This window comes from Photobacterium panuliri (assembly GCF_059920555.1).
Genome location: NZ_CP197192.1, coordinates 688920 through 711589, shown reverse-complemented (window position 1 = coordinate 711589; position 22670 = coordinate 688920). Strand labels below are relative to the sequence as shown.

18 protein-coding genes are annotated in these 22670 nt (G+C 50.6%); 13 read left to right on the top strand and 5 right to left on the bottom strand.

Going from position 1 to position 22670, the window contains the following annotated elements; all coding sequences use genetic code 11:
- Positions 1-18: 18 nt before the first annotated feature.
- The 4 genes from asd to ACSF8X_RS03490 all read left to right on the top strand — a co-directional run bounded on the left by asd (position 19) and on the right by ACSF8X_RS03490 (position 5572).
- A complete protein-coding gene (gene asd / locus ACSF8X_RS03505) occupies positions 19-900 on the top strand; it encodes an archaetidylserine decarboxylase (protein ID WP_500850717.1) in 882 nt (293 codons plus the stop codon).
- Between the two features lie 135 nt (positions 901-1035).
- A complete protein-coding gene (locus ACSF8X_RS03500; protein WP_047878360.1) occupies positions 1036-2451 on the top strand; it encodes an SLC13 family permease in 1416 nt (471 codons plus the stop codon).
- 249 nt (positions 2452-2700) lie between these two features.
- Positions 2701-4584, top strand: a complete 1884-nt coding sequence (locus ACSF8X_RS03495; RefSeq protein ID WP_500850716.1) for a methyl-accepting chemotaxis protein — start codon at positions 2701-2703, stop codon at positions 4582-4584.
- A gap of 271 nt (positions 4585-4855) precedes the next feature.
- Entirely contained in the window at positions 4856-5572 is a 717-nt protein-coding gene (locus ACSF8X_RS03490) for a carbonic anhydrase (protein ID WP_500850715.1), read from the top strand.
- 302 nt (positions 5573-5874) lie between these two features.
- Here ACSF8X_RS03490 and epmA read toward each other — a convergent pair whose 3' ends face one another.
- Positions 5875-6846, bottom strand: coding sequence for an elongation factor P--(R)-beta-lysine ligase (gene epmA, locus ACSF8X_RS03485; RefSeq protein ID WP_500850714.1), 972 nt, complete (start codon positions 6844-6846; stop codon positions 5875-5877).
- Positions 6847-7381: 535 nt separating this feature from the next.
- Here epmA and frdA point away from each other — a divergent pair.
- The 4 genes from frdA to frdD are packed head-to-tail and all read left to right on the top strand — an operon-like array spanning position 7382 to position 10686.
- Positions 7382-9187, top strand: coding sequence for a fumarate reductase (quinol) flavoprotein subunit (frdA, locus tag ACSF8X_RS03480; RefSeq protein WP_047878365.1), 1806 nt, complete (start codon positions 7382-7384; stop codon positions 9185-9187).
- The gene (locus ACSF8X_RS03475; protein ID WP_047878366.1) at positions 9187-9927 is read left to right on the top strand and encodes a succinate dehydrogenase/fumarate reductase iron-sulfur subunit; all 741 of its coding nucleotides are present in this window, start codon (positions 9187-9189) and stop codon (positions 9925-9927) included. The genes frdA and ACSF8X_RS03475 overlap by 1 nt, the downstream gene beginning before the upstream one ends.
- Before the next feature lie 2 nt (positions 9928-9929).
- Positions 9930-10313 carry a fumarate reductase subunit FrdC gene (gene frdC, locus ACSF8X_RS03470; protein ID WP_047878367.1) on the top strand — a complete coding sequence of 128 codons (384 nt, stop codon included), beginning with the start codon at positions 9930-9932 and terminating at the stop codon, positions 10311-10313.
- Between the two features lie 10 nt (positions 10314-10323).
- Positions 10324-10686, top strand: a complete 363-nt coding sequence (frdD, locus tag ACSF8X_RS03465; protein ID WP_047878368.1) for a fumarate reductase subunit FrdD — start codon at positions 10324-10326, stop codon at positions 10684-10686.
- A gap of 67 nt (positions 10687-10753) precedes the next feature.
- Here the strand turns inward: frdD and ACSF8X_RS03460 are convergent, their stop codons facing one another.
- Positions 10754-12142 carry an SPFH domain-containing protein gene (locus ACSF8X_RS03460; RefSeq protein ID WP_047878369.1) on the bottom strand — a complete coding sequence of 463 codons (1389 nt, stop codon included), beginning with the start codon at positions 12140-12142 and terminating at the stop codon, positions 10754-10756.
- A gap of 173 nt (positions 12143-12315) precedes the next feature.
- Complete coding sequence (gene efp, locus ACSF8X_RS03455; RefSeq protein WP_047878370.1) at positions 12316-12882, bottom strand: elongation factor P; 567 nt, start codon at positions 12880-12882, stop codon at positions 12316-12318.
- Between the two features lie 33 nt (positions 12883-12915).
- Here efp and epmB point away from each other — a divergent pair, with 33 nt between their 5' ends.
- The 4 genes from epmB to rimK all read left to right on the top strand — a co-directional run bounded on the left by epmB (position 12916) and on the right by rimK (position 18115).
- Positions 12916-13938, top strand: coding sequence for an EF-P beta-lysylation protein EpmB (epmB, locus tag ACSF8X_RS03450; protein ID WP_500850713.1), 1023 nt, complete (start codon positions 12916-12918; stop codon positions 13936-13938).
- A 240-nt stretch (positions 13939-14178) separates the two neighbouring features.
- Positions 14179-15396 (top strand): alanine racemase, encoded by a 1218-nt coding sequence (alr, locus tag ACSF8X_RS03445; protein ID WP_047878372.1) that lies wholly within the window; start codon positions 14179-14181, stop codon positions 15394-15396.
- Positions 15397-15742: 346 nt separating this feature from the next.
- Positions 15743-16963, top strand: a complete 1221-nt coding sequence (gene alr / locus ACSF8X_RS03440; RefSeq protein ID WP_500850712.1) for an alanine racemase — start codon at positions 15743-15745, stop codon at positions 16961-16963.
- A 243-nt stretch (positions 16964-17206) separates the two neighbouring features.
- Entirely contained in the window at positions 17207-18115 is a 909-nt protein-coding gene (gene rimK, locus ACSF8X_RS03435) for a 30S ribosomal protein S6--L-glutamate ligase (RefSeq protein WP_047878374.1), read from the top strand.
- 947 nt (positions 18116-19062) lie between these two features.
- Here rimK and groL read toward each other — a convergent pair.
- Positions 19063-20709, bottom strand: a complete 1647-nt coding sequence (gene groL / locus ACSF8X_RS03430) for a chaperonin GroEL (protein WP_500850711.1) — start codon at positions 20707-20709, stop codon at positions 19063-19065.
- A 41-nt stretch (positions 20710-20750) separates the two neighbouring features.
- Positions 20751-21041: a co-chaperone GroES gene (locus tag ACSF8X_RS03425; protein ID WP_047878376.1), complete on the bottom strand. Its 291-nt coding sequence runs from the start codon at positions 21039-21041 to the stop codon at positions 20751-20753.
- A gap of 208 nt (positions 21042-21249) precedes the next feature.
- Here ACSF8X_RS03425 and ACSF8X_RS03420 point away from each other — a divergent pair, with 208 nt between their 5' ends.
- On the top strand, positions 21250-22620 hold the full coding sequence (locus ACSF8X_RS03420; protein WP_500850710.1) for an MATE family efflux transporter: 1371 nt from the start codon (positions 21250-21252) through the stop codon (positions 22618-22620).
- Positions 22621-22670 lie beyond the last annotated feature (50 nt).

Genomic DNA, 22670 nt, shown 5'->3' with positions numbered 1-22670 from the left:
CTGTTTCTGGAAGATCCCGTGCACGATAATTTCAAAATCGGCCTGCAGTACTGCGCGCCAAAACAAACTCTGACCCAGCTTGCCGGCAAACTGGCCTCACTCAAGGCAGGCAAACTGACGACGGCAGTGATCCGCTGGTTTATCCGCCAGTACGGCATTGACATGACCGAAGCACGTAACCCTGATCCAGCGGCTTACGCCACCTTCAACGATTTCTTTGTCCGGGAACTCAAAGAGGGTGCACGCCCGATTGATACCCAGCCTGATATGCTTTGCCACCCAGCCGACGCATGTGTCAGCCAACTAGGCCCTATCAATGATGGTCAACTGATCCAAGCTAAAGGTCACACATACGATGCGCAAGCATTGCTAGGCGGAGACAATGAGCTAGCAGAGCAGTTCAAAGATGGCCACTTTGCCACCTTGTACCTGTCACCAAAAGACTACCACCGCGTCCACATGCCATGTGACGGCACCCTTCGTCAGATGATTTACGTGCCGGGCGAACTGTTCTCAGTAAACCCGATGACAGCAGAAAACGTACCTAACCTATTTGCCCGTAACGAGCGCCTAGTCTGTATTTTCGACACCTCATTTGGCCCGATGGCACAGGTTCTGGTAGGCGCAACTATCGTCGGTAGTATCGAAACCGTCTGGGCAGGTACAATTACCCCGCCACGCAGCCCACGCCTTCACGTCTGGAACTATCCAGCAGACGGCGAACAGGCCGTCACCCTGAAAAAAGGCGAGGAAATGGGTCGCTTCAAACTGGGTTCCACCGTGATCAACCTGTTCCCACAAGGTGCAATTGAATTTGCCGAGGAACTGGCAACTGGCGTTCCAACCCGAATGGGCAGTGCCTACGCCCAGTGTCTAACTGGTACCGTTCAGGAAGGATAACCAGTTAACATTTTTGAATAAAAGGGTCCTTTATTGGGCCTTTTTTTATATAAAAAATTGACCATATCGAGGAAATTTTAGCCACCCCAATAGTATGCTGGGACCAGTCCAATAATTAAAGCAAACCAACATACTATGAAAAAAAACCATTTATCCCAGCTACTTAAAATTGGGGTAGCATTCGGGGTCCCCCTCGGAATCCTGATGCTGCCAATTGATGCCATACCCATTGACGATCTGACCCTGACTCAACACCGACTACTTGCCATCTTTGCCCTCGCCGCCCTGCTCTGGGTGCTAGAGCCTGTACCCGTCTTTGCAACATCTATCCTGATTATCGCCCTTGAACTGATCATGATCTCCGATAAAGGGCTCCATTTATTCAGAGAAGCGCCACCAGGGCATGATATGGGGGTTGTACTGAGTTATACCGATATATTCAGTGCCTTCTCATCCCCCATCATTATTCTGTTCATGGGGGGCTTTGCCCTGGCTATCGCTGCATCAAAATATGAACTCGACAACAACCTTGCTCGCGTGTTACTCAAGCCTTTTGGCACCCAGCCCAAATACATCATGCTCGGCCTGATGCTAATCACCGCCGTCTTCTCAATGTTCATGTCAAACACCGCAACCACCGTCATGATGCTGGCCCTACTCGCCCCTATCGTGGCCTCTGTTCCCAAAGGGGACATCGGCATCAAGGCGTTGGTGTTGTGTATTCCTATCGCGGCCAATACCGGCGGGATTGCCACACCAATCGGTACCCCGCCCAATGCCATTGCCTTGCAGTACCTGACCGGCGACAACGCCATTAGCTTTCTTGGCTGGATGGCCATCGGCCTACCTTTTGTCATCATCCAGCTCGCTTTTGCCTGGTGGCTACTACAAAAGCTCTTCCCCTCTTCCCACAGCCACATGGCGCTCAAGCTCAATGGTCAATTCCAAACCAGTTGGCAAGCCATCGTGGTCTACATCACCTTCGGATTAACGATCCTGCTCTGGATGACCACCTCCATCCACGGTATGAACAGCTACGTCGTCTCCATCATCCCATTGGCCGTTTTCACCTTGACCGGAATCATGGGTAAAGAAGAACTCAAGCTGATTAATTGGGACGTACTATGGCTGGTTGCAGGCGGTATTGCCATCGGCTTGGGGCTAGATAAAACCGGACTTGCTGAAGCTCTGGCTCATGCCGTGGATTACGATAGCTTGTCCCCGGTTGCCGTCGTACTAACCCTGTCGCTGATTTGCTGGCTAATGGCCAACTTCATGTCAAACACCGCCACGGCCAACCTGCTGATGCCCATCGCCGCAGCGGTCGCCGCCTCGATGGAGAGCCTGGCCTCTATGGGCGGACTGCAAGGGGTGCTTGTTGTTGTCGCCTTCTCAGCATCACTCGGCATGATACTGCCAGTCTCCACACCACCCAATTCGCTGGCCTATTCAACAGGCCTGATCGAAAGCAAGGACATGGCCAAAACCGGGCTTATCGTCGGTATTGTCGGCCTTGGGATGGTCTACCTCGGCGCAATGCTCTTCACCTAAGTATCTCTATTCACCTAAGTACCTACACGGGAAGGCCGCTTAGCGGCTTTCCCGTCATCAAGAGTCATGACTACAGGGCATATTTTTTGCCACAGGGATCACATTTTCCCCACTTATGAAGCCTCATGAATATTACTGGCTGGCCGATATAAATCTATAGATGCCGGCAATGCTGTCCTATCCATTCAGATATCCGCAGCCATGCCTCCAACAATACATTATTACATTACGGCATTTCAGAGAGTCCTTATGAAATTAACGATCAAACTAAAGATACAGATTGCCATCGGAGTCATCATTGCCACGGTCAGTTCCGTCCAGGCATGGATATCCATAAAACAGCTAAACCAAGAAACCACCAAAGCAGTTAGCAGCCAGATGCAAAATGTGGGGCATGCCACCAGCAAATCAATCAGCGACTGGCTATCATTGCGTAGCGAGATGATGCTGGCAAACGAAAGCCTCATCGCGAACAACCGCAACATTGATCGCGAACTGCTACTCACCAAACGCGCTGGTAATTTCCTATCGGTATATGCAGGCTTCAGCGATGGCAGCATTGCCTACGGCGACAAAAACGAAAGCTGGCCGGCCGATTACGATCCTCGCTCGCGACTGTGGTACCAAAACGCCATGCGCGATGGTTCGCTAGTACTCACCGAGCCCTACCTCGATTTCGACGGCAGCATGGTCGTCAGCTTTGCCAAATCTTTTCAGGGCCAGAACCAAGGCGTCTTGGCTGCCGATCTCACCATCAATGCCATTATCAACCAAGTACTAAATACAAAGCTCGACAATGACGGGTTTGCCTTGCTGATCGACGGCAACAACAAAATTGTTGCTTACAAAGACGAATCACTAAGCCAGAAAAACCTCACAGAGCTTGACCAAGATCTCACCCCTGCCTTGCTCCAGCAACTCGCCGAACAGAAAACAATCAGCACAATCCATTGGGATAGCGAACAGCGCGATAAGTTGGTGTTTGCCACGCCGGTTTCGGGGACCGATTGGACGCTTGCTGTCGTAGAAGATGAGACCATGGCATTTTCATCTATCAGCGAGCAAATCACTTTCATCTTACTGGCATCGATCGGTCTATACGTCATCATTGCCGCCATTGCCGCGATGATCATCAACAGCCTGCTGCGCCCACTCAGCAACCTTAGCCAGTCTGTCGAGCAGTTGGCCCAAGGCAGCGGCGATCTCACCCGCCGTATCGACATCGAGCGAATGGACGAAATCGGCGAACTGGCCGATCACATGAACCGCTTCCTCGGCCAGCTCCAGAGCATGATCCAGGGAATCGTCAGCCAATCGACCGAGCTCGGCGTTCAGGCCGAACAATCCGCCATTCACACCGAGCAAGCAAGCCAAAAGGTTGCCGACCAGCAAAATGACATCAATCAGATCGCGACCGCGATCCACGAAATGTCAGCCACCTCAAGCGAGGTTGCCAGCCATGCGGAAATGACCGCATCAGCGGCGCAGGCATCAACCTCCTCATGCGAAGAAGGCCAGCAAGTGATCGGCCAGAACCGAGAGGCCATCACTCAGCTTGCCAACCAAGTCCAGGATGCCGCCAATGTGATCCACAAACTGGAGAGCAATGCGCAGGACATCAACCAGATCCTTTCTACGATTCAAGGCATTGCCGAACAAACTAACTTGCTGGCACTCAACGCCGCCATCGAGGCAGCGCGAGCCGGTGAGCAGGGACGGGGGTTTGCCGTGGTGGCCGATGAGGTACGCGTTCTTAGCAAACGTACCCATGACTCCACCGAAGAGATCCGAACCATGATCGAAACCCTGCAGCAAAATACCCGCCAGGCCGTCGACAGCATGCAGGCCAGTACCGATCTCGCCGGGCAAAGCGTCGGTTATGCCGAGGATGCCAGCACCAGCCTCAACCAAATCACTCAGGCGATTACTGAAATTTCGGATATGGCAGTTCAGATTGCCAGTGCCGCAGAAGAGCAACGTGCTGTCAGCGAAGATATCAGCCGCAATACCCAAGCCATCAAGGATGTCTCTGACCACCTCGCTCTCCAGACAGGCGAAGTCACCCAAAGCGCGCTGGCTATGCGTCGTGCGGCGACCTCTATGAACACCGAGGTCTCACGCTTCAAGGTTTAACCCCGTCCTTATTACTCTCCTCCCTTCTCCCAGCGGCCTTTCCGCCGCTGGGACAGCCATTCACCCCACATCAGCTCAAACTTAGTTTGCACATCACGGCTATATTTCTCCCAAGATCCTGATGTAGATAGCAATTGTAATTTCCCCAGCACGCATTTTTCACCGCGGCTCTTACACTAGATCTAGGCGGGCACCCAGATTTACGCCACTCTGATACAAAGAATCAAAACGCCATCTAGGCAGGAAACAATAAAAACGAAGAGGATGAGAAATGAAGAAGCAACTGATCGGGGCCATATTGTGCGCCCTTGCTACCACCAGCGCACAGGCCGCGGAGTGGAGCTACCAAGGGGAAAATGGTGTCGAACACTGGGGAGAGCACTTTGCTACCTGTGGTGAGGGGCTCAACCAGACCCCGATTAATATCGCGAATACCATTGAAGCCGAGCTGGCCCCGCTACATCTTGACTATCAAGGTAAGATCACCAGTATCACCAACAATGGCCATACGGTTCAGGCAAACATTAGCGGAAAAAACGAGCTACTTATTGATGGACAAACTTTCACGCTGAAACAATTTCATTTTCATACCCCGTCAGAAAACACCATCAACAACAAGCAATTCCCGATTGAGGTGCACTTCGTCCATGCCAATGAAGCCGGCCAGCTCGCGGTGGTCGCCGTGATGTTTAATACCGGTACCCGGGGCAATGAAACACTCTCCGCTCTTACGGCATCACTACCAGCCTCTGGTGAGAGTATTACGCTCAGTTCCGATCTGAGCCCGGCCGATCTTCTGCCACGTGAACGAGACTACTACCGTTTCAACGGCTCGCTAACCACCCCGCCATGCAGCGAAGGGGTTCGCTGGTTCGTTCTAAAAGAGCCCGTTGCCGCAGGCAGTGCTCAAGAATCCGCACTGAGCCGCACGATGGGAGAAAACGCCCGTCCCGTCCAACCGATCAATGCCCGGGTAATCCTCGAGTAATACAGCAGCGCTCTATCACGGCAACAAAAGCAAGTGATAATCATTTGCATTTGGACGATTAACTGGTTATGATTCGTGCATTGCGATAAGAAGCCTTGGAATCCTACCCTGCCTCTTAGCGTCAATAATGGATATATCTGGCTGTTCCCCCAGAACCATGGCCGCCCGCAGCTCTTTGCAGAGCGCACCTGCAGTATGAACCCGCTTATCCCTGTGACCATACAGTGAATAGCAAAGCGCGGCCGTAAAGGCCGCGCGGTTCATTGGGTTATACCTGCCAACGGATCCTATCCGCTCAACAATCAAGCTACACCGATCGGAAATGCGGTAACTTGATCAATATGATCCAAACCAAGTGCCAGCATGATCAAACGATCAATACCCAGAGCGACCCCCGCACAATCAGGGAACCCGGCACGCAATGCCTCGACCAGATGCATGTCAATCGGCTGAGGTGTCAGCCCCATCTCAAGGCGTTTACGGTTATCCTCCTCGAAACGGGCTAACTGCTCATCGCCATCAGACAGCTCATGGAAACCATTGGCCAACTCAATACCCTTGAAATAGACCTCAAACCGTTCAGCAACCCTCGGATCCTGCGGATTGATCTGGGCCAAAGCGGCCTGAGAGGCAGGAAAATCATAAACAAAAACCGGTGTTTGCTGGCCGATTTCTGGCTCAATCCCTATGCTGAACAGCAATTGCAGCAAGGTGTCACGATCCTGCTCGGGATCTGCAATGTCAGACAATCCTAGCTTGCCTGCAGCCACTTTCAATTCATCCATGCTGCCTTCCAACGGACAGACGCCTAGCACGCGAAGAAACGCCTGCTGGTAAGTCATGCGCTCGGCCGGACCGCACTTCAAGATCAGGCGCAGCAATGCTTCCATTTCATCCATAAGAGCATGGTGATCGAACCCCGGGCGGTACCACTCCAGCATCGTGAATTCAGGGTTATGGTATCGCCCTGACTCCTCATTACGGAACGATTTGCAAATCTGATAGATCGGACCGCTTCCCGCAGCCAGCAAACGCTTCATATGAAATTCCGGGCTGGTCATCAAATATAGCGTCTGACCATCAGCATAACCCGGACCGACAAACTGAGTCTGAAAGGTATGCAGATGAATATCTGTTACCGTTGCCTGACTCATCGCGGGTGTATCCACTTCCAGCACTCCTTGCTGGGCAAAAAATCCCCGGATCGCCGCCAATAACGCGGCACGTTGTTGAAGCTGGGCAAGGTCTGCCGTTGGTTGCCAATGCACTGTCATAACCTGTCTTCATCTTGTGGCAATAGAGTGGCCGCAGTGTATCAAAACTCCCCGTTCTCACCCACCGCCACCGGCGGTTTCCTTTTCGAGACAAATATGAAAGAGTGTGAAAATTTTATGATCAGATAGTACACACCCTGCCTCATCCATCACCACGCAAAACCAACCTATACGCAACACCACGGTCACATCAAAAGCAAAGAAACAACATAAAAAAACGGCCAACATATCCAATATGCAAATATTGGCTTTTTTATTAGTGACTTAACGAGAAATTGCGAAACACATATTTAATGAGCCAGAAACAAAAATTACATTTCATTTCGCTCAATTAACAATCAAAAAACATTACAACTTGTGACAACTCTCACATTTTTTGTAATCACCTTATACTTTTGGGCTATTTCGTTTAAAAAGCTGCGTCTAAATCAAATTTTCTCCCGATGTTGTTTCATAGAATGTCGTCAGGATTTCAAGGTTAAGTACGCTACGGCGTACTTTTTAAATTTTATCGTCTTATCTTCGGAGGATAGCTGTGAAGACTATTACCACAGATATCGCTGTTGTCGGCGCAGGTGGTGCAGGCCTACGCGCTGCCATTGCTGCGGCAGAAGCAAACCCAGAATTGGAAATTGCACTGATTTCTAAGGTTTACCCAATGCGCTCTCACACAGTAGCAGCAGAGGGTGGCTCCGCCGCTGTCATCAAGGATGAAGATAGCTTGGATAACCACTTCAACGATACTGTTGGCGGTGGTGACTGGCTATGTGAACAGGACGTTGTTGAGTACTTTGTAGAAAACGCTACCCGCGAAATGACCCAACTAGAACAGTGGGGCTGTCCATGGAGCCGTAAGGAAAACGGTGAAGTGAACGTACGTCGTTTCGGCGGTATGAAAGTTGAGCGTACTTGGTTTGCCGCGGACAAAACCGGCTTCCACATGCTACACACCCTGTTCCAGACTTCGATCAAATACGAGCAAATCAACCGTTTTGACGAATACTTCGTGGTTGACCTAATCGTTAACGAAGGCGAAGTACAAGGTCTGATTGCTATCCACATGTCTGAAGGCGAGCTTGTTTGCATCAAAGCCAAGTCAGTGGTTCTAGCGACAGGCGGTGCAGGCCGCGTTTACAACTGTAACACCAACGGCGGTATCGTGACCGGCGACGGCATGGCTATGGCCTTCCGCCACGGCGTACCTCTACGTGACATGGAATTCGTTCAGTACCACCCAACAGGCCTACCTGGCACAGGTATCCTGATGACCGAAGGCTGTCGTGGTGAAGGCGGTATCATCGTCAACAAGAACGGCTACCGTTACCTGCAAGACTACGGCATGGGCCCAGAAACACCTGTTGGCCAGCCAAAGAACAAATACATGGAACTGGGTCCTCGCGACAAAGTTTCCCAGGCATTCTGGCACGAGCTGCAAAAAGGCAACACTATCAAGCACCCACTGGGTGACGTGGTGCACCTAGACCTTCGCCACTTGGGCGAAGAGTACCTGCACGAGCGCCTACCGTTCATCTGTGAACTGGCAAAAGCCTACGTAAACGTAGATCCAGCCAAAGAGCCGATTCCAATTCGCCCAACCGTACACTACACCATGGGTGGTATCGAGACAGACAACCACAACGAAACCCGTATCAAGGGTCTGTTCGCTGTTGGTGAATGTTCGTCTGTTGGCCTGCACGGCGCTAACCGTCTGGGTTCTAACTCTCTGGCAGAGCTTGTGGTATTCGGCCGCCTAGCGGGCGAAGGTGCCGCCAAGCGCGCTGAAGAGTTCAAGGGCTGGAACGACGAAGCCGTTGCTGCTCAGATCAACGACGTTCAGGCTCGCATTGATGCCCTACTGGCACAAGAAGGCGACGAGAACTGGGCTGATATCCGTACTGAAATGGGTCACTCCATGGAAGCCGGCTGTGGTATCTACCGCCAGCAAGATCTGATGGAAGCAACCATCGAGAAACTGGCTGAGCTGCGCAAGCGCTACAAGAAAATCAGCATCAAAGACAAAGGCAAAGTGTTCAACACTGACCTGCTTTACGCTATCGAAGTTGGCTACGGCCTAGAAGTGGCAGAAGCCATGGCTCACTCCGCTATCCAGCGCCGTGAATCACGTGGTGCCCACCAGCGTCTAGACGAAGGCTGCACCGAGCGCGATGACGTGAACTTCCTGAAGCACACGCTAGCGTTCTACAACGGTGACGAAGCACCTCGCATCGAATACAGCGACGTGACCATCACCAAGTCTCAGCCAAAAGCCCGTCTATACGGTGCTGCCGCTGAAGAAGCCGCCGCAAAAGAAGCCGCTGAGAAGAAAGAGGAGCAGGCATAATGTCAGACAATCGCATCCAGAAAGTAGAAATTCTGCGTTATGACCCGGCCAAGGACGCAGAACCGTACTTCGAAATGTTCGAAGTACCGTTTAACGAAACCATGTCTGTGCTTGATGCACTGGGCTACATCAAAGACAACCTAGACAAAGATCTAGCATACCGCTGGTCTTGCCGTATGGCGATCTGTGGTTCTTGCGGCATGATGGTCAACAAGGTGCCAAAACTGGCTTGTAAGACCTTCCTACGTGATTACCCGAATGGCCTGAAGATCGAAGCGCTGTCTAACTTTGCCATCGAGAAAGACCTGATTGTTGACATGACGCCGTTCATCGAGCGCCTTGAAGCTATCAAGCCTTACATCATCGGTAACAACCGCACGCCGGAAGACGGTCCAAACAACCAGACTCCTGCACAAATGGCGAAATACAAGCAGTTTGCCGGCTGTATCAACTGTGGTCTGTGCTACGCGGCCTGTCCTCAGTTCGGCCTGAACCCTGAGTTCATCGGTCCAGCTGCGCTGACACTGGCTCACCGTTACAACCTAGACAGCCGTGACAACGGTTCTGCCGAGCGTATGAAGCTGATCAACGGCGAAAACGGTGCATGGGGCTGTACATTTGTGGGTTACTGTTCTGAAGTTTGTCCGAAGAGCGTTGATCCAGCAGCAGCGGTTAACCAAGGCAAAGTGGAATCTTCTAAAGATTTCGTTATTGCCATGATGAAACCTCAGGAGGCATAAGGATGAGCAACCGTAAACCTTACGTTCGCGAAATGACACGTACCTGGTGGAAGGATCATCCTTTCTACCGCTTCTACATGGTGCGCGAAGCAACTGTACTACCACTGATCTTCTTCACCATCTGTCTGACTTTCGGTCTTGGCAGCTTGGTAAAAGGTCCTGAAGCATGGCAGGGCTGGCTAGATTTCATGGCCAACCCAGTCGTCATCATCCTGAACATTCTGGCACTGGCAGGTAGCCTGTTCCACGCCCAGACATTCTTCAGCATGATGCCACAGGTAATGCCGATCAAACTGAAAGGCAAGGCTGTGGACAAGAAAGTAATTGTACTTGCTCAGTGGGCTGCTGTTGCTGCTATCTCACTGTTCGTACTAGTACTAGTTTAAGGAGTGCACTGTGATTAACCGTAACCCGAAACGTTCTGACGAACCAGTATGGTGGGGTCTGTTTGGTGCAGGCGGTACTTGGTTTGCAATGCTTACCCCTGTAACCGTTCTTGTACTGGGCATCATGGTACCGCTAGGCATGCTTGATGCCGACGCGATGAGCTACGAACGTGTGTCTGGCTTTGTAACCAGCATCATTGGTGCGCTGTTCACCATCGCGACACTTGCTCTGCCAATGTGGCACGCGATGCACCGTCTACACCACGGTATGCACGACCTGAAATTCCACACTGGCACAGCAGGCAAAGTGGCTTGCTACGCAACGGCCTTCTTGGTCTCTGCACTTGCCGTTATCTTCGTGTTTATGATCTAACCATAAGCCGAAAACAAAAAAGCACCGCCTATGCGGTGCTTTTTTTATGCCCAGACTATACGGACGGCTATTCCCCCGCAGCCAGCTTCTCGCTCTTCTCTACAATCCCCAGCGCACCGAACCCGGTGATCACATCAAGATTGGTGGTCAGCTTGCCGCCCTCGCCACCACCAAAATAGTTCTTCGGCATCTCGATTTGGTAGTTTTTCAGGTTGCTGTATAGCGCCGTGGAGACATCGCGATTGAGCTCCGCCAGATAAACATCCCGGTTAGCACCGTAGGCATCATATTTGGCCTTGAGAATTTCGGCTTCTGCCCGTCCCTTGGCAAGTATCGCCTTGGCTTCGTATTCGGCAGACAAGGCATTGGCTTTCTGAATCGCCAAATTAGCCTCGGCAATAGCCAGTTCCTTTTCCTTGTCGACTTCGGCTAGCCGTTTCTTCTTCTCTACCTCGACAATCTCACGCTCGGCGATCTGGCGGGCAACCTCAACTTCTTCCTGCTGAGCGATAATCGCCAGCTCCTTCTTGCGCTGGGCATCCTGTACCTCCCGGGTCCGCTGGATCTCCTTGCGCAACTGCTCGGTTTCCGCCTGTGCCTTGGAGGTTTCCTGTTCCTGGATCGCCCGGATCCGATCAGCGACCAGCCGCTTCTTATCCGTCAGCAATTTATCAAGCTGCTCTTCCGGCTTAGGATCACCAATGGTCACCTGCGTCACCGCAATACCGTACTGGCTCAATGGATTGTCCTGACGAATAGGCTTGCCCTGCTTATCCAATACAGGAACGGTCTTCCAGATAAGCTGCTGGGTACGCTGGAGCTGATTCGAGTTAGACTGGTTCACCCCAACCGGCGCCAGATCAATCTGCTCAACCTCAACCTGACGGCGCTCGGTCATGTAGATCCCATCACGGAGCTGATCACCGAGTTTGGATTTGAACTGATTCAACCCACCCTGGAAGAACTCCTCACCGGTATACTGGGTTGCCGTAATCACCGTGACGTTACGGGCATTTTTCACCAATAGTGCGTCAATCAGGTTATTGTTGTTGCGGAACTCCTGATGCATCTTGATGATCGACTCTGGATCCTGCGACAACTTGAAGCGGAAAGTCACCGGAATTTCGCCGATATAGGTATCGGCAAAGCGCACCTGAATAGCAGGCAGGCGTTGGTAGAAATCCTCACCGGTAGTATTACCGTAAGAGACCGTGATGACCTGATCATACTGGGTGATTTTCGACAGAAAAGGCATCCGAAAATGAATACCGGGCTGATTGAATACGTCCAACTCACCCGTCAGATTGTTCTGATGAACATAGGTATACCCCGCATCGGTCATCAACACGGAGTTGCCCGCTAAGCCGGCAACTAGCGCCAAGCCAAGCAAACCGCCAGCCAATGGCGCCGATACCCGACGACGTAATCCTGTGTGCACTTCGGATTTGATATCCATTCTCTATCACCTTTTGCCAACAAAAAGGGATAGGATAAAGATATTGATATGCAACCAGTAGTAACTCGTAACCTGCCTTCAAAAATTTACAGCGCAGATCACTTAACGACAACAAATATACCGGCAACAAAAAAGGCCGCCAAGGCGACCTTTTTCATTCAAGCAGCTGCGAATTACTTCACGCGGCTTACGTACTCACCAGAGCGAGTGTCAACTTTGATCACTTCGCCGATAGCGATGAATAGAGGTACACGTACTACCGCACCGGTAGACAGTGTTGCTGGCTTGCCGCCAGTACCCTGAGTATCACCCTTCAGGCCAGGATCTGTCTCGGTAACTTCCAGTTCAACGAAGTTTGGTGGTGTCACGGCGATAGGGTTGCCGTTCCACAGAGTAAGAGTACAAGTATTGTTCTCTACCAACCACTTAGCGTTCTCGCCAACAGCTTTAACGTCTGCCGCGATCTGCTCGAACGTTTCGTTGTTCATGAAGTGGTAGAATTCACCGTCGCTGTATAGGTAGTCAAGATCAGTATCAATAACGTCAGCAGCTTCAACGGTTTCACCAGACTTGAATGTCTTCTCCAAAACCTTGCCTGATAGCAGTTTACGGATCCTGACGCGGTTGAACGCCTGGCCTTTACCTGGCTTCACAAATTCGTTTTCGATAATGACACATGGTTCATTATCTAGCATAATTTTCATTCCGCCGCGGAATTCATTGGTGCTGAAAGACGCCATTTCTATCCTCTTAACATCTTCGAGTTGTATTTAATGCCGCACATAATAACCCGAAACGCATCAACTGTTGAGCAAAACTGGCTTAATGATCTTGCTAATGCGATTTCAGATCCCCTAGAGCTACTAAATCGGCTAAAAATCGATCCTACCCCGTGGGAAACAGGCTTGGCCGCCCGGAAATTATTTGCGCTACGTGTCCCTAAGAGCTTTGTTGAAAGAATGGAGGTTGGCAACCCCTACGATCCACTCCTGCGACAAGTATTGCCTTTAGCTGAAGAGTTCGAGGTGCACGAGGGCTACTCGCTCGACCCACTCGAAGAGCAGGATAATGCGATTCCCGGCCTGCTGCATAAATACAAGAACCGGGCACTGTTGATCGTCAAAGGTGGCTGCGCCGTCAACTGCCGTTACTGTTTTCGCCGCCACTTCCCTTACAAAGATAACCCTGGCAGCAAACGAAGCTGGCAGGCTGCTCTTGATTACATTGCAGCCCAACCGGCGATCAACGAAGTGATCCTTTCCGGCGGCGATCCCCTCATGGCCAAAGATCACGAATTGGAATGGCTGCTCGACAGCATAGCCGCGATTGCACATGTTAAACGGGTACGAATCCACTCGCGCCTACCGGTTGTGCTGCCAGCCCGAATTACCCCGGCACTGTGCCAATTGCTAGCCCATAGCCGGCTGCAAACTGTCTTGGTCACCCATATCAACCATGCCAACGAAATCAATGACGAGCTGACCACAGCACTGCAACCTCTCAAACAAGCCGGTGTGACCCTGCTAAACCAAGGCGTTCTGCTCAAGGGGGTCAATGACTCCGTCGAGGCCCTCACCAATCTGAGCGAAGCACTGTTCGATGCAGGGATCCTGCCCTACTACCTTCACGTTCTCGATAAGGTTCAGGGCGCTGCCCATTTTATGGTCGACGACACACGAGCCCGCCAGTTGATGGCAGGGCTAATGGAAAACGTCTCTGGCTACCTTGTCCCCCAACTCACCCGTGAAATTGGCGGGCGCACCAGCAAAACCCCGCTCGACCTGCACCTAGAATAATTATCGGCGCCGCAATCACTCTCCCGGTTGCGGCGGGTCAATATCGCCCCAAAAAACCAACTAAAAACACATTTCACTGTTAAGGGGCGCATAAATACTGTCGCCTTATGTTAATGGGTTCAATTAAATGGGATTAATATCACGTCCCATATCATGACTATCCGGCACATGCCCTCAGCAACCACTGAAAACCCTGCTACCGCATAATCACATGCCGGATCACAAGCTCAAGGACAGCAAATGAAAACACGTCTAAGCCTCATCGCCCTTGCACTACTGGGCATGCAGCAAGCCCATGCAGCACCACTACTTAGCGATGCACGCCAAGCACCAGACGCAGAAACCCGTATCGCTGCCAGCAATGCTTGGCTGGAGATCAATACTCAGGCATTCAATGAAAATATCCAGACTTTGCAAGATCGCCTAAGCGGTGACTCAAAGATCTGTGCGATCATGAAAGCAGATGCCTACGGCAATGGTATCGCTGGCCTAATGCCAACCGTACTCGCCAACAATATCCCGTGCATCGGCATTACTAGCAACGAAGAAGCCCGTTTGGTGCGTGCAGGTGGCTTTAAAGGCCAGCTAATGCGCGTTCGTTCTGCCAGCCGCAACGAAATTGAAAACGGTATCCAATACCAAATCGAAGAGCTAATCGGCACTCAGGGCCAAGCGAAGCAAATCATTGCCATCGCCGAAGCCAACGATGCCAAAATCCCGGTGCACCTAGCCCTGAACACCTCTGGCATGGGGCGTAACGGCCTTGACCTGACCACTGAAGATGGCAAGAAAGAAGGTCTAGCGATTGTCCAATCACCAGCATTGACGATTACCGGGATGATGACCCACTTCCCGAACGAGAATATCGACGAGATCAAAACAAAGATCGCCCAGTTCAAAAAGGACACCCAGTGGCTGATCGATAACTCACCGCTTGAGCGCGAAGATATCACTCTGCACGCAGCCAACTCATTCACCACCTTGAATGTACCAGAAGCCCACCTTGACATGGTTCGCCCTGGCGGCCTGCTATACGGTGACATGCCTGCACCGAGCGATTTCAAGCGTATCGTGGAATTCAAAACTCGTATTGCTTCGCTACACCATTTCCCAGCAGGCAGCACTGTGGGCTACGGCAGCACCGCCAAACTTGAGCGTGATTCTGTCCTTGCCAACTTGCCTATCGGCTACTCAGACGGTTTTGCCCGTTCGCTAGGCAACAAAGGTGAAGTGCTCATCAACGGCCAGCGCGCCAAAGTTGTTGGTGCCGCATCAATGAATACCGTCATGGTTGATGTTACCGACATCAAAAATGCCAAGGAGAACGACGAAGTCGTGCTATTCGGCCATCAGGGCAAAGATCAAATCACCAGCCCGGAAACCGAAGCCAACAGCGGCCGTATCCTGCCAGAAATCTACACCCTATGGGGCGCGACAAACCCTCGCATTTACCTTTAACCTACCGTTAAAGCCTGTGCGATAACATCATACCCAATGCATTCACGGCCAGTTTCGCACTGGCCGTTTTTCGCCCTTCCAAGCGACCACTGCAAAAACACGGAACGGCGCCCCCCCCTATCCTCCTCTCTTCGTGCTTCCCAAAAAAACATAACGAGTCAAAAACAACCCGCAAACTTAAAAACCCAAGCCATAAGTGTTACTTAAGTCATAGATACACCTTGTTACATTAAATTACACAAATAAATGCGAGTAACATCACATTATTGATGTAAATGACCGGCACATAACTCAGCCAACACTGAAAAACATTCCAACACGCCGGAAACAATCTTCAGGAATATCTATGAAAACACGTCTAAGCCTCATTGCCCTAGCCCTACTAGGTGGCATGCAATACGCCCATGCAGCCCCGCTACTTAACGAGGCAAGCCAAACACCTAACGCAGAATCTCGTATTGCAGCAAGCAATGCTTGGTTGGAAATCAATACTCAAGCTTTCAGCGACAACATCCAGACGCTACAAAATCGCCTAAGCGCGGGTTCCAAAATCTGTGCAATCATGAAAGCGGATGCCTACGGCAATGGTATTGAGGGCCTAATGCCTACCGTTATTGGCAACCATATCCCTTGTATTGGTATTACCAGCAACGAAGAAGCACGTATTGTTCGCGCCAGTGGTTTTAATGGTCAGCTAATGCGTGTTCGCTCCGCAAGTCGCAACGAAATTGAACATGGCATTCAATACCAAATCGAAGAGTTGATCGGCACGAAGGCACAAGCGGAGCAGATTATCGATATCGCCTCTGCGCACAACACGACGGTTCCGGTTCACCTAGCCCTGAATACATCAGGCATGGGTCGTAACGGTTTAGATCTCACCACTTATGAAGGTCAGGTTGAAGGCGTACAAATCGCGGGCGATCCAAATCTGAGAATCGTCGGTATGATGACTCACTTCCCGAACGAAGATGTCGAAGAAATCAAACGCAAAGTTGATCGCTTTAAAGTAGAAACGCAATGGCTAATCGACAGTGCAGATCTAGAGCGTGAAGATATCACCCTGCACGTTGCCAACTCATTCACCACCTTGAATGTACCAGAAGCCCACCTTGACATGGTTCGCCCTGGCGGCCTGCTATACGGTGACATGCCTGCACCGAGCGATTTCAAGCGTATCGTGGAATTCAAAACTCGTATCGCTTCGCTGCACCATTTCCCAGCAGGCAGCACTGTGGGCTACGGCAGCACCGCCAAACTCGAGCGTGATTCTGTCCTTGCCAACTTGCCTATCGGCTACTCAGACGGTTTTGCCCGCTCGCTAGGCAACAAAGGTGAAGTGCTCATCAACGGCCAGCGCGCCAAAGTTGTTGGTGCCGCGTCAATGAATACGGTCATGGTTGATGTTACCGACATCAAAAATGCCAAGGCGAACGACGAAGTCGTGCTATTCGGCCATCAGGGCAAAGATCAAATCACCAGCCCGGAAACCGAAGCCAACAGCGGCCGTATCCTGCCAGAAATCTACACCCTGTGGGGCGCGACAAACCCTAAAATTTACCTCTAAGCCCTCGTTAAAGAAGGCGAATTCCGCTCATCACCTTCTAGGTTTACGGCCAGTTTACGACTGGCCGTTTTTACATCATTGGAAAAATCTTCAAATGGTGATGATAAAAAAAGATCATCGTCAATTCGCTCGCTTTTTCTCCCGACAAGGCGCATAGTCGCGCTCCAACTTGCTGTTCGCGAAGACAGCCAAACTTCGTATTCACAGAACATTAATTCCCCTTATATCTATACGAGAAAGCGAATGAAAATTGGCATTCTGTCCCAGAACGAAAACCTATACTCCACTCGCCGCTTGGTTGAAGCTGTAGAACAACGAGGCCATGAAGCTGTTGTTATCAATGCCCTGCGCTGCTACATGAATATCAACTCGGTCAAACCCTCGATCCATTTCGAAGGCCAAGATCTAACAGGCTTCGATGCCATCATCCCGCGTATTGGCGCTGATATTACCTTCTACGGTTGCTCAGTCCTGCGCCAATTCGAAATGATGGATGTGTTTTCGGTCAACCAGTCGATTGCCATCACGCGCTCTCGTGACAAGCTACGCTCGCTGCAGCTCCTGAGCCGCAAAGGCGTTGGCATGCCTATTACCGGCTTTGCCAGCAAGCCTGACGATGTGCCTGACCTAATCAAAATGGTTGGTGGCGCGCCGCTAGTTATCAAGCTGCTTGAGGGTACCCAAGGTATCGGTGTCGTTCTGGCAGAAACACAGAAAGCCGCAGAGAGCGTTATTGAGGCTTTCATGGGCCTGAAAGCCAATATCATGGTTCAGGAATTCATTGAAGAAGCAGGCGGTGCAGACATCCGTTGTTTCGTCATTGGCGACAAAGTCATTGCTGCCATGAAGCGCCAAGGCGCAGAGGGTGAATTCCGCTCTAACCTACACCGAGGCGGCAGTGCCTCGCTGATCCGTATTTCGCCAGAAGAGCGCAAGACAGCCGTTGCCGCCGCCAAGGCAATGGGCCTTAGCGTTGCCGGTGTTGACCTGCTTCGCTCGAACCGTGGCCCACTAGTCATGGAGGTGAACTCCTCTCCGGGCCTAGAGGGCATCGAAGGGGCGACAGGCAAGGACATCGCAGGGATGATTGTCGAGTTCATCGAGAAAAATGCAGGCAAGGCAGCCAACCGTCGTCGCAACGACCAGCAATAAGCCCTGCACCAACTATTTTTCCTAAAAGCAGCCGTCTGGCTGCTTTTTTGTCGCTCCCCTTTATAGCTCCCCATTTATCTTCTCTCGCCTGAATGCTCACGAAGGCTTCACCAAGCGAACGTACAGCATTACTGCTCATTATCAGCAAAATGGTGTGCAATTTCACCCCTAGCATACAAAACCTCCAAACAAACAACCTAAATCGTTGTTTATTAAGTAAATTTATTTCTGTTCAGCTTTTCTACCTTTTTCCCTGACAAACTAAATCCGTACAAAAACAACAACCACACCTATAATGTACAGCTTATCGAGCATGTAACAGCTAATTCCTGAACAAAATCACACCTAAGATAAAAAAACACAGCGGGCCGATTAAGTAATTGTTTTTTAATGGCTTTTTTCGCGTACAGCTTTTTGTGCTTTTTCTTGTAGGAACCATGGGAACCCAATACGATTTACTCCACTCAATAGAGAGCAACTCACGTTCAGCTTTTCATGCAATACTCAGCTAAAAGGTGAGCACTATTACACCAATAGGGAAAATGCTAAATTACATTTGTAAGTAATTGAATTTAAAGAAAATAAATAATGTGCAGCTTTTTGAGATTTTTCCCGAGCGAACTAATACAGCTTATTTAGCGATAAATATCGATAAAAGACACTACTGCGTACAGCTTTTTACTCAATAGTTAGCTTTTTCATGATCAAAATAAACATGATAAAGAAAAAGCTAATTACTTACATATAAAACATTGATTTATAATGATTTTATTTGCGTTCAGCTTTTTGAGCTTTTTTCACAACAAACCCTGCACAGAGATAGTCGTACCACTGCTGCAACACTAGAGGTGAGAATAAAACAATAATGATAAAAATTAGGCATAAAAAAACGGAGGCCTAAGCCTCCGTTCATCACCAAAAGGTGCTATCTCAGTGAGATAGGCGCATTACATCATGCCGCCCATACCACCCATGCCACCCATACCGCCCATATCAGGCATTGATGGTGCATCTTTCGCTGGTAGGTCAGTTACCATCGCTTCTGTGGTGATCATCAGGCCAGCAACAGACGCTGCGAACTGCAGTGCAGAACGAGTTACCTTTGTAGGGTCCAAAATACCCATCTCGATCATATCGCCGTATTCGCCCGTTGCCGCGTTGTAACCGTAGTTACCTTCGCCAGCGCGTACGTTGTTGGCAACCACAGACTCTTCGTCACCTGCGTTCTTAGTGATTTGACGGATTGGCGCTTCCATCGCACGAAGTGCTACGCGGATACCTACGTTTTGCTCTTCGTTGTCGCCTTCAAGACCAGCTACTTTGGCAGCAGCGCGGATCAGCGCAACACCACCACCAGCAACCACGCCTTCTTCTACCGCTGCACGGGTTGCGTGTAGGGCATCTTCAACGCGGTCTTTCTTCTCTTTCATTTCAACTTCGGTAGCTGCACCGACTTTGATTACCGCAACACCGCCAGCGAGTTTCGCTACGCGCTCTTGCAGTTTTTCTTTATCGTAGTCAGACGTTGCATCTTCGATTTGCTGACGAATTTGTGCAACGCGACCAGCAATCATCTCTTCCTCACCCATACCATCGATGATAGTCGTGGTTTCTTTGGTGATAGTGATGCGCTTAGCCTGACCAAGATCTTCCAGCTGAACTTTTTCCAGCTCAAGACCGATTTCTTCAGAAATAACCGTACCAGCAGTCAGTACTGCGATGTCCTGAAGCATCGCTTTACGACGGTCGCCAAAGCCTGGAGCTTTCACAGCAGCCACTTTCACGATACCGCGCATGTTGTTCACAACCAATGTTGCCAGTGCTTCGCCTTCTACGTCTTCTGCAACGATAAGCAGTGGACGAGATGCCTTAGCTACGCCTTCAAGGGCTGGCAGCAATTCACGGATGTTAGAAACTTTCTTGTCGATAAGCAGGATGAACGGATTGTCCAGATCAACACTGCCCGCTTCTTGGTTGTTGATGAAGTAAGGAGACAGGTAACCGCGGTCAAACTGCATACCTTCAACAACATCAAGCTCGTCTTGCAGTGCCTGGCCTTCTTCAACAGTGATCACGCCATCACGGCCAACACGCTCCATCGCTTCTGCGATGATGTTGCCGACGGTTGCATCAGAGTTAGCAGAAATTGTACCTACCTGAGCAATCGCCTTGGTATCTGCACAAGGTACAGACAAATTCTTCAGCTCTTCAACAGCTGCGACAACAGCTTTGTCGATACCACGCTTCAGATCCATCGGGTTCATGCCAGCAGCTACCGCTTTCAGACCTTCTTTAATGATAGCCTGAGCCAGTACTGTTGCTGTTGTAGTACCGTCACCTGCAGCGTCATTCGCTTGAGACGCTACTTCTTTAACCATCTGTGCGCCCATGTTCTGGAATTTGTCTTCCAATTCAATTTCGCGCGCAACAGAAACACCGTCTTTAGTGATAGTCGGTGCACCGAAAGATTTGTCCAGTACCACGTTACGGCCTTTAGGACCCAGTGTTACTTTTACCGCATCAGCCAGAATGTTTACACCTTCTAGCATTTTAACGCGTGCATCGTTACCAAATTTTACGTCTTTAGCAGCCATGTCAGTCTTCCTTTCTTAATTCTAAATTTGAGGTGATCGGATTATTCAACGATTGCCATGATGTCGTTTTCAGACATGATCAGGACTTCTTTACCGTCAATCTTTTCAGATTTAGTGCCGTAGCCTTCTGCAAAGATAACAGTATCGCCAACTTTTACGTCCAATGGCTGTACAGAGCCATTTTCCAGAATGCGGCCTTTACCTACTGCCAGTACTTTACCGCGAGTAGATTTTTCAGCTGCAGAACCAGTTAGAACGATGCCGCCCGCAGACTTTGATTCAACTTCTTGGCGCTCAACGATAACTCGGTCATGTAAAGGACGAATGTTCATCGGTCGTCTCTCCTGATTTTGGTAATATCCATACAATATAAAAGTACGGGCTCCGACGCCCTGCACTTCCTCTAATACCTAGACATGTTGGGTCTAATTTCGAGATCCCAAGTCTTATGGCGATTTTTTTTCAATTTAGTGCAACAGAGTTTTTGCCCGATCACATTCTTTGCTTTAGGGTAGGCGAGCATTTCCGACTCAAATCACGATGGCTACAATGACGACACCCGATAAACACGGGTTATTATCCGACCCAATTCCGACGGTACTGACCCGCCTAACTATCCCGATGATCTTCGGCATGGTGGCGATCTTGATGTTCAACCTGGTCGATACCTTCTTTATTTCCCTACTCGGTACCGAGGCACTGGCTGCGGTCAGTTTCACTTTTCCGATCACCTTTGCCCTCAACTGTATCACGATGGGGATCAGCGTCGGGATCTCCACCAGCATCGGCCGCCTGCTAGGAAGCGGGGATACCCGCTCGGCAGCCCGTTTGACAACCCACGGGCTGCTACTTGCCATTGTCTTGGTCACCATTGCCGCCCAAATTGGCCTGTTGACTATCGAGCCGCTATTTACCCTGATCGGGGCCAAGGCCAGTCTGCTGCCCGTCATCCATGACTATATGTCTATTTGGTATCTGACTATCCCGCTACTGGTGATCCCGATGGCAGGCAACAGCGCGATCCGAGCAACCGGAGATGCCAAGACCCCGGCAATGATCATGATCCTCGCTGGGGCAATTAATGGTGTACTGGATCCTTTACTGATCTTCGGGCCCGGCCCGTTTCCTGAACTGGGCGTCAAAGGCGCGGCTATCGCCAGCGGGATCAGCTGGGCATTCGCCCTTGCCGGATCGCTGTATGTACTGATTGCCCGTGAAAAGCTCGCAGCCAGGCCACAGTTGGCAAAACTGTGGCACGACTGGCGACAAATCCTGCATATCGGCACCCCTGCAGGCTTGTCCAATGCCCTCAACCCGCTTTCCGGCACCCTGCTGATGAGCCTGCTGGCCGCGCAGGGCACCGCGTCTGTCGCCGCCTACGGTGCGGCAATGCGGATAGAATCAATACTGGTCACAGTAATGATGGCATTGGGATCGGCACTGATGCCGGTCATGGCACAGAATCTCGGGGCGAAGCAGCCCAAGCGAGCCTTTTCCGCCCTATTTACCGCGATGCGCTTTGCCATTTTGTTCCAGCTACTGGTCTTTGTGATGATGGTTCCGCTGAGCTGGCCGATCTCGTCTTTATTTAGCCAGGATGAGGCTGTCCGCCATCAGCTCTGGCACTACCTGATTGTCGTTCCGGCCAGTTATGGCCTGCAGGCTGTCTGCCTACTGCTAGTCAGTGCACTCAATGCCATGCACAAATCAGTACAAGCATTGCAATGGAATCTACTTCGTCTGTTCGGCCTGCTGCTTCCAGCGGCTTGGCTTGGCCGCCATATTCATGGTACTGAAGGCCTGTTTATCGGCATTGCTCTCGCCAATGCCATCGCAGGGATAGGAGCCTATTGTTATGGCCTAAAATTACGTCGTGATGTAAGTAAAAACGGGCATAAAAACCAATTTTAAATATTAACAGCATGAATAAAAAAAGACGGCCAAGGCCGTCTTTTTTATTC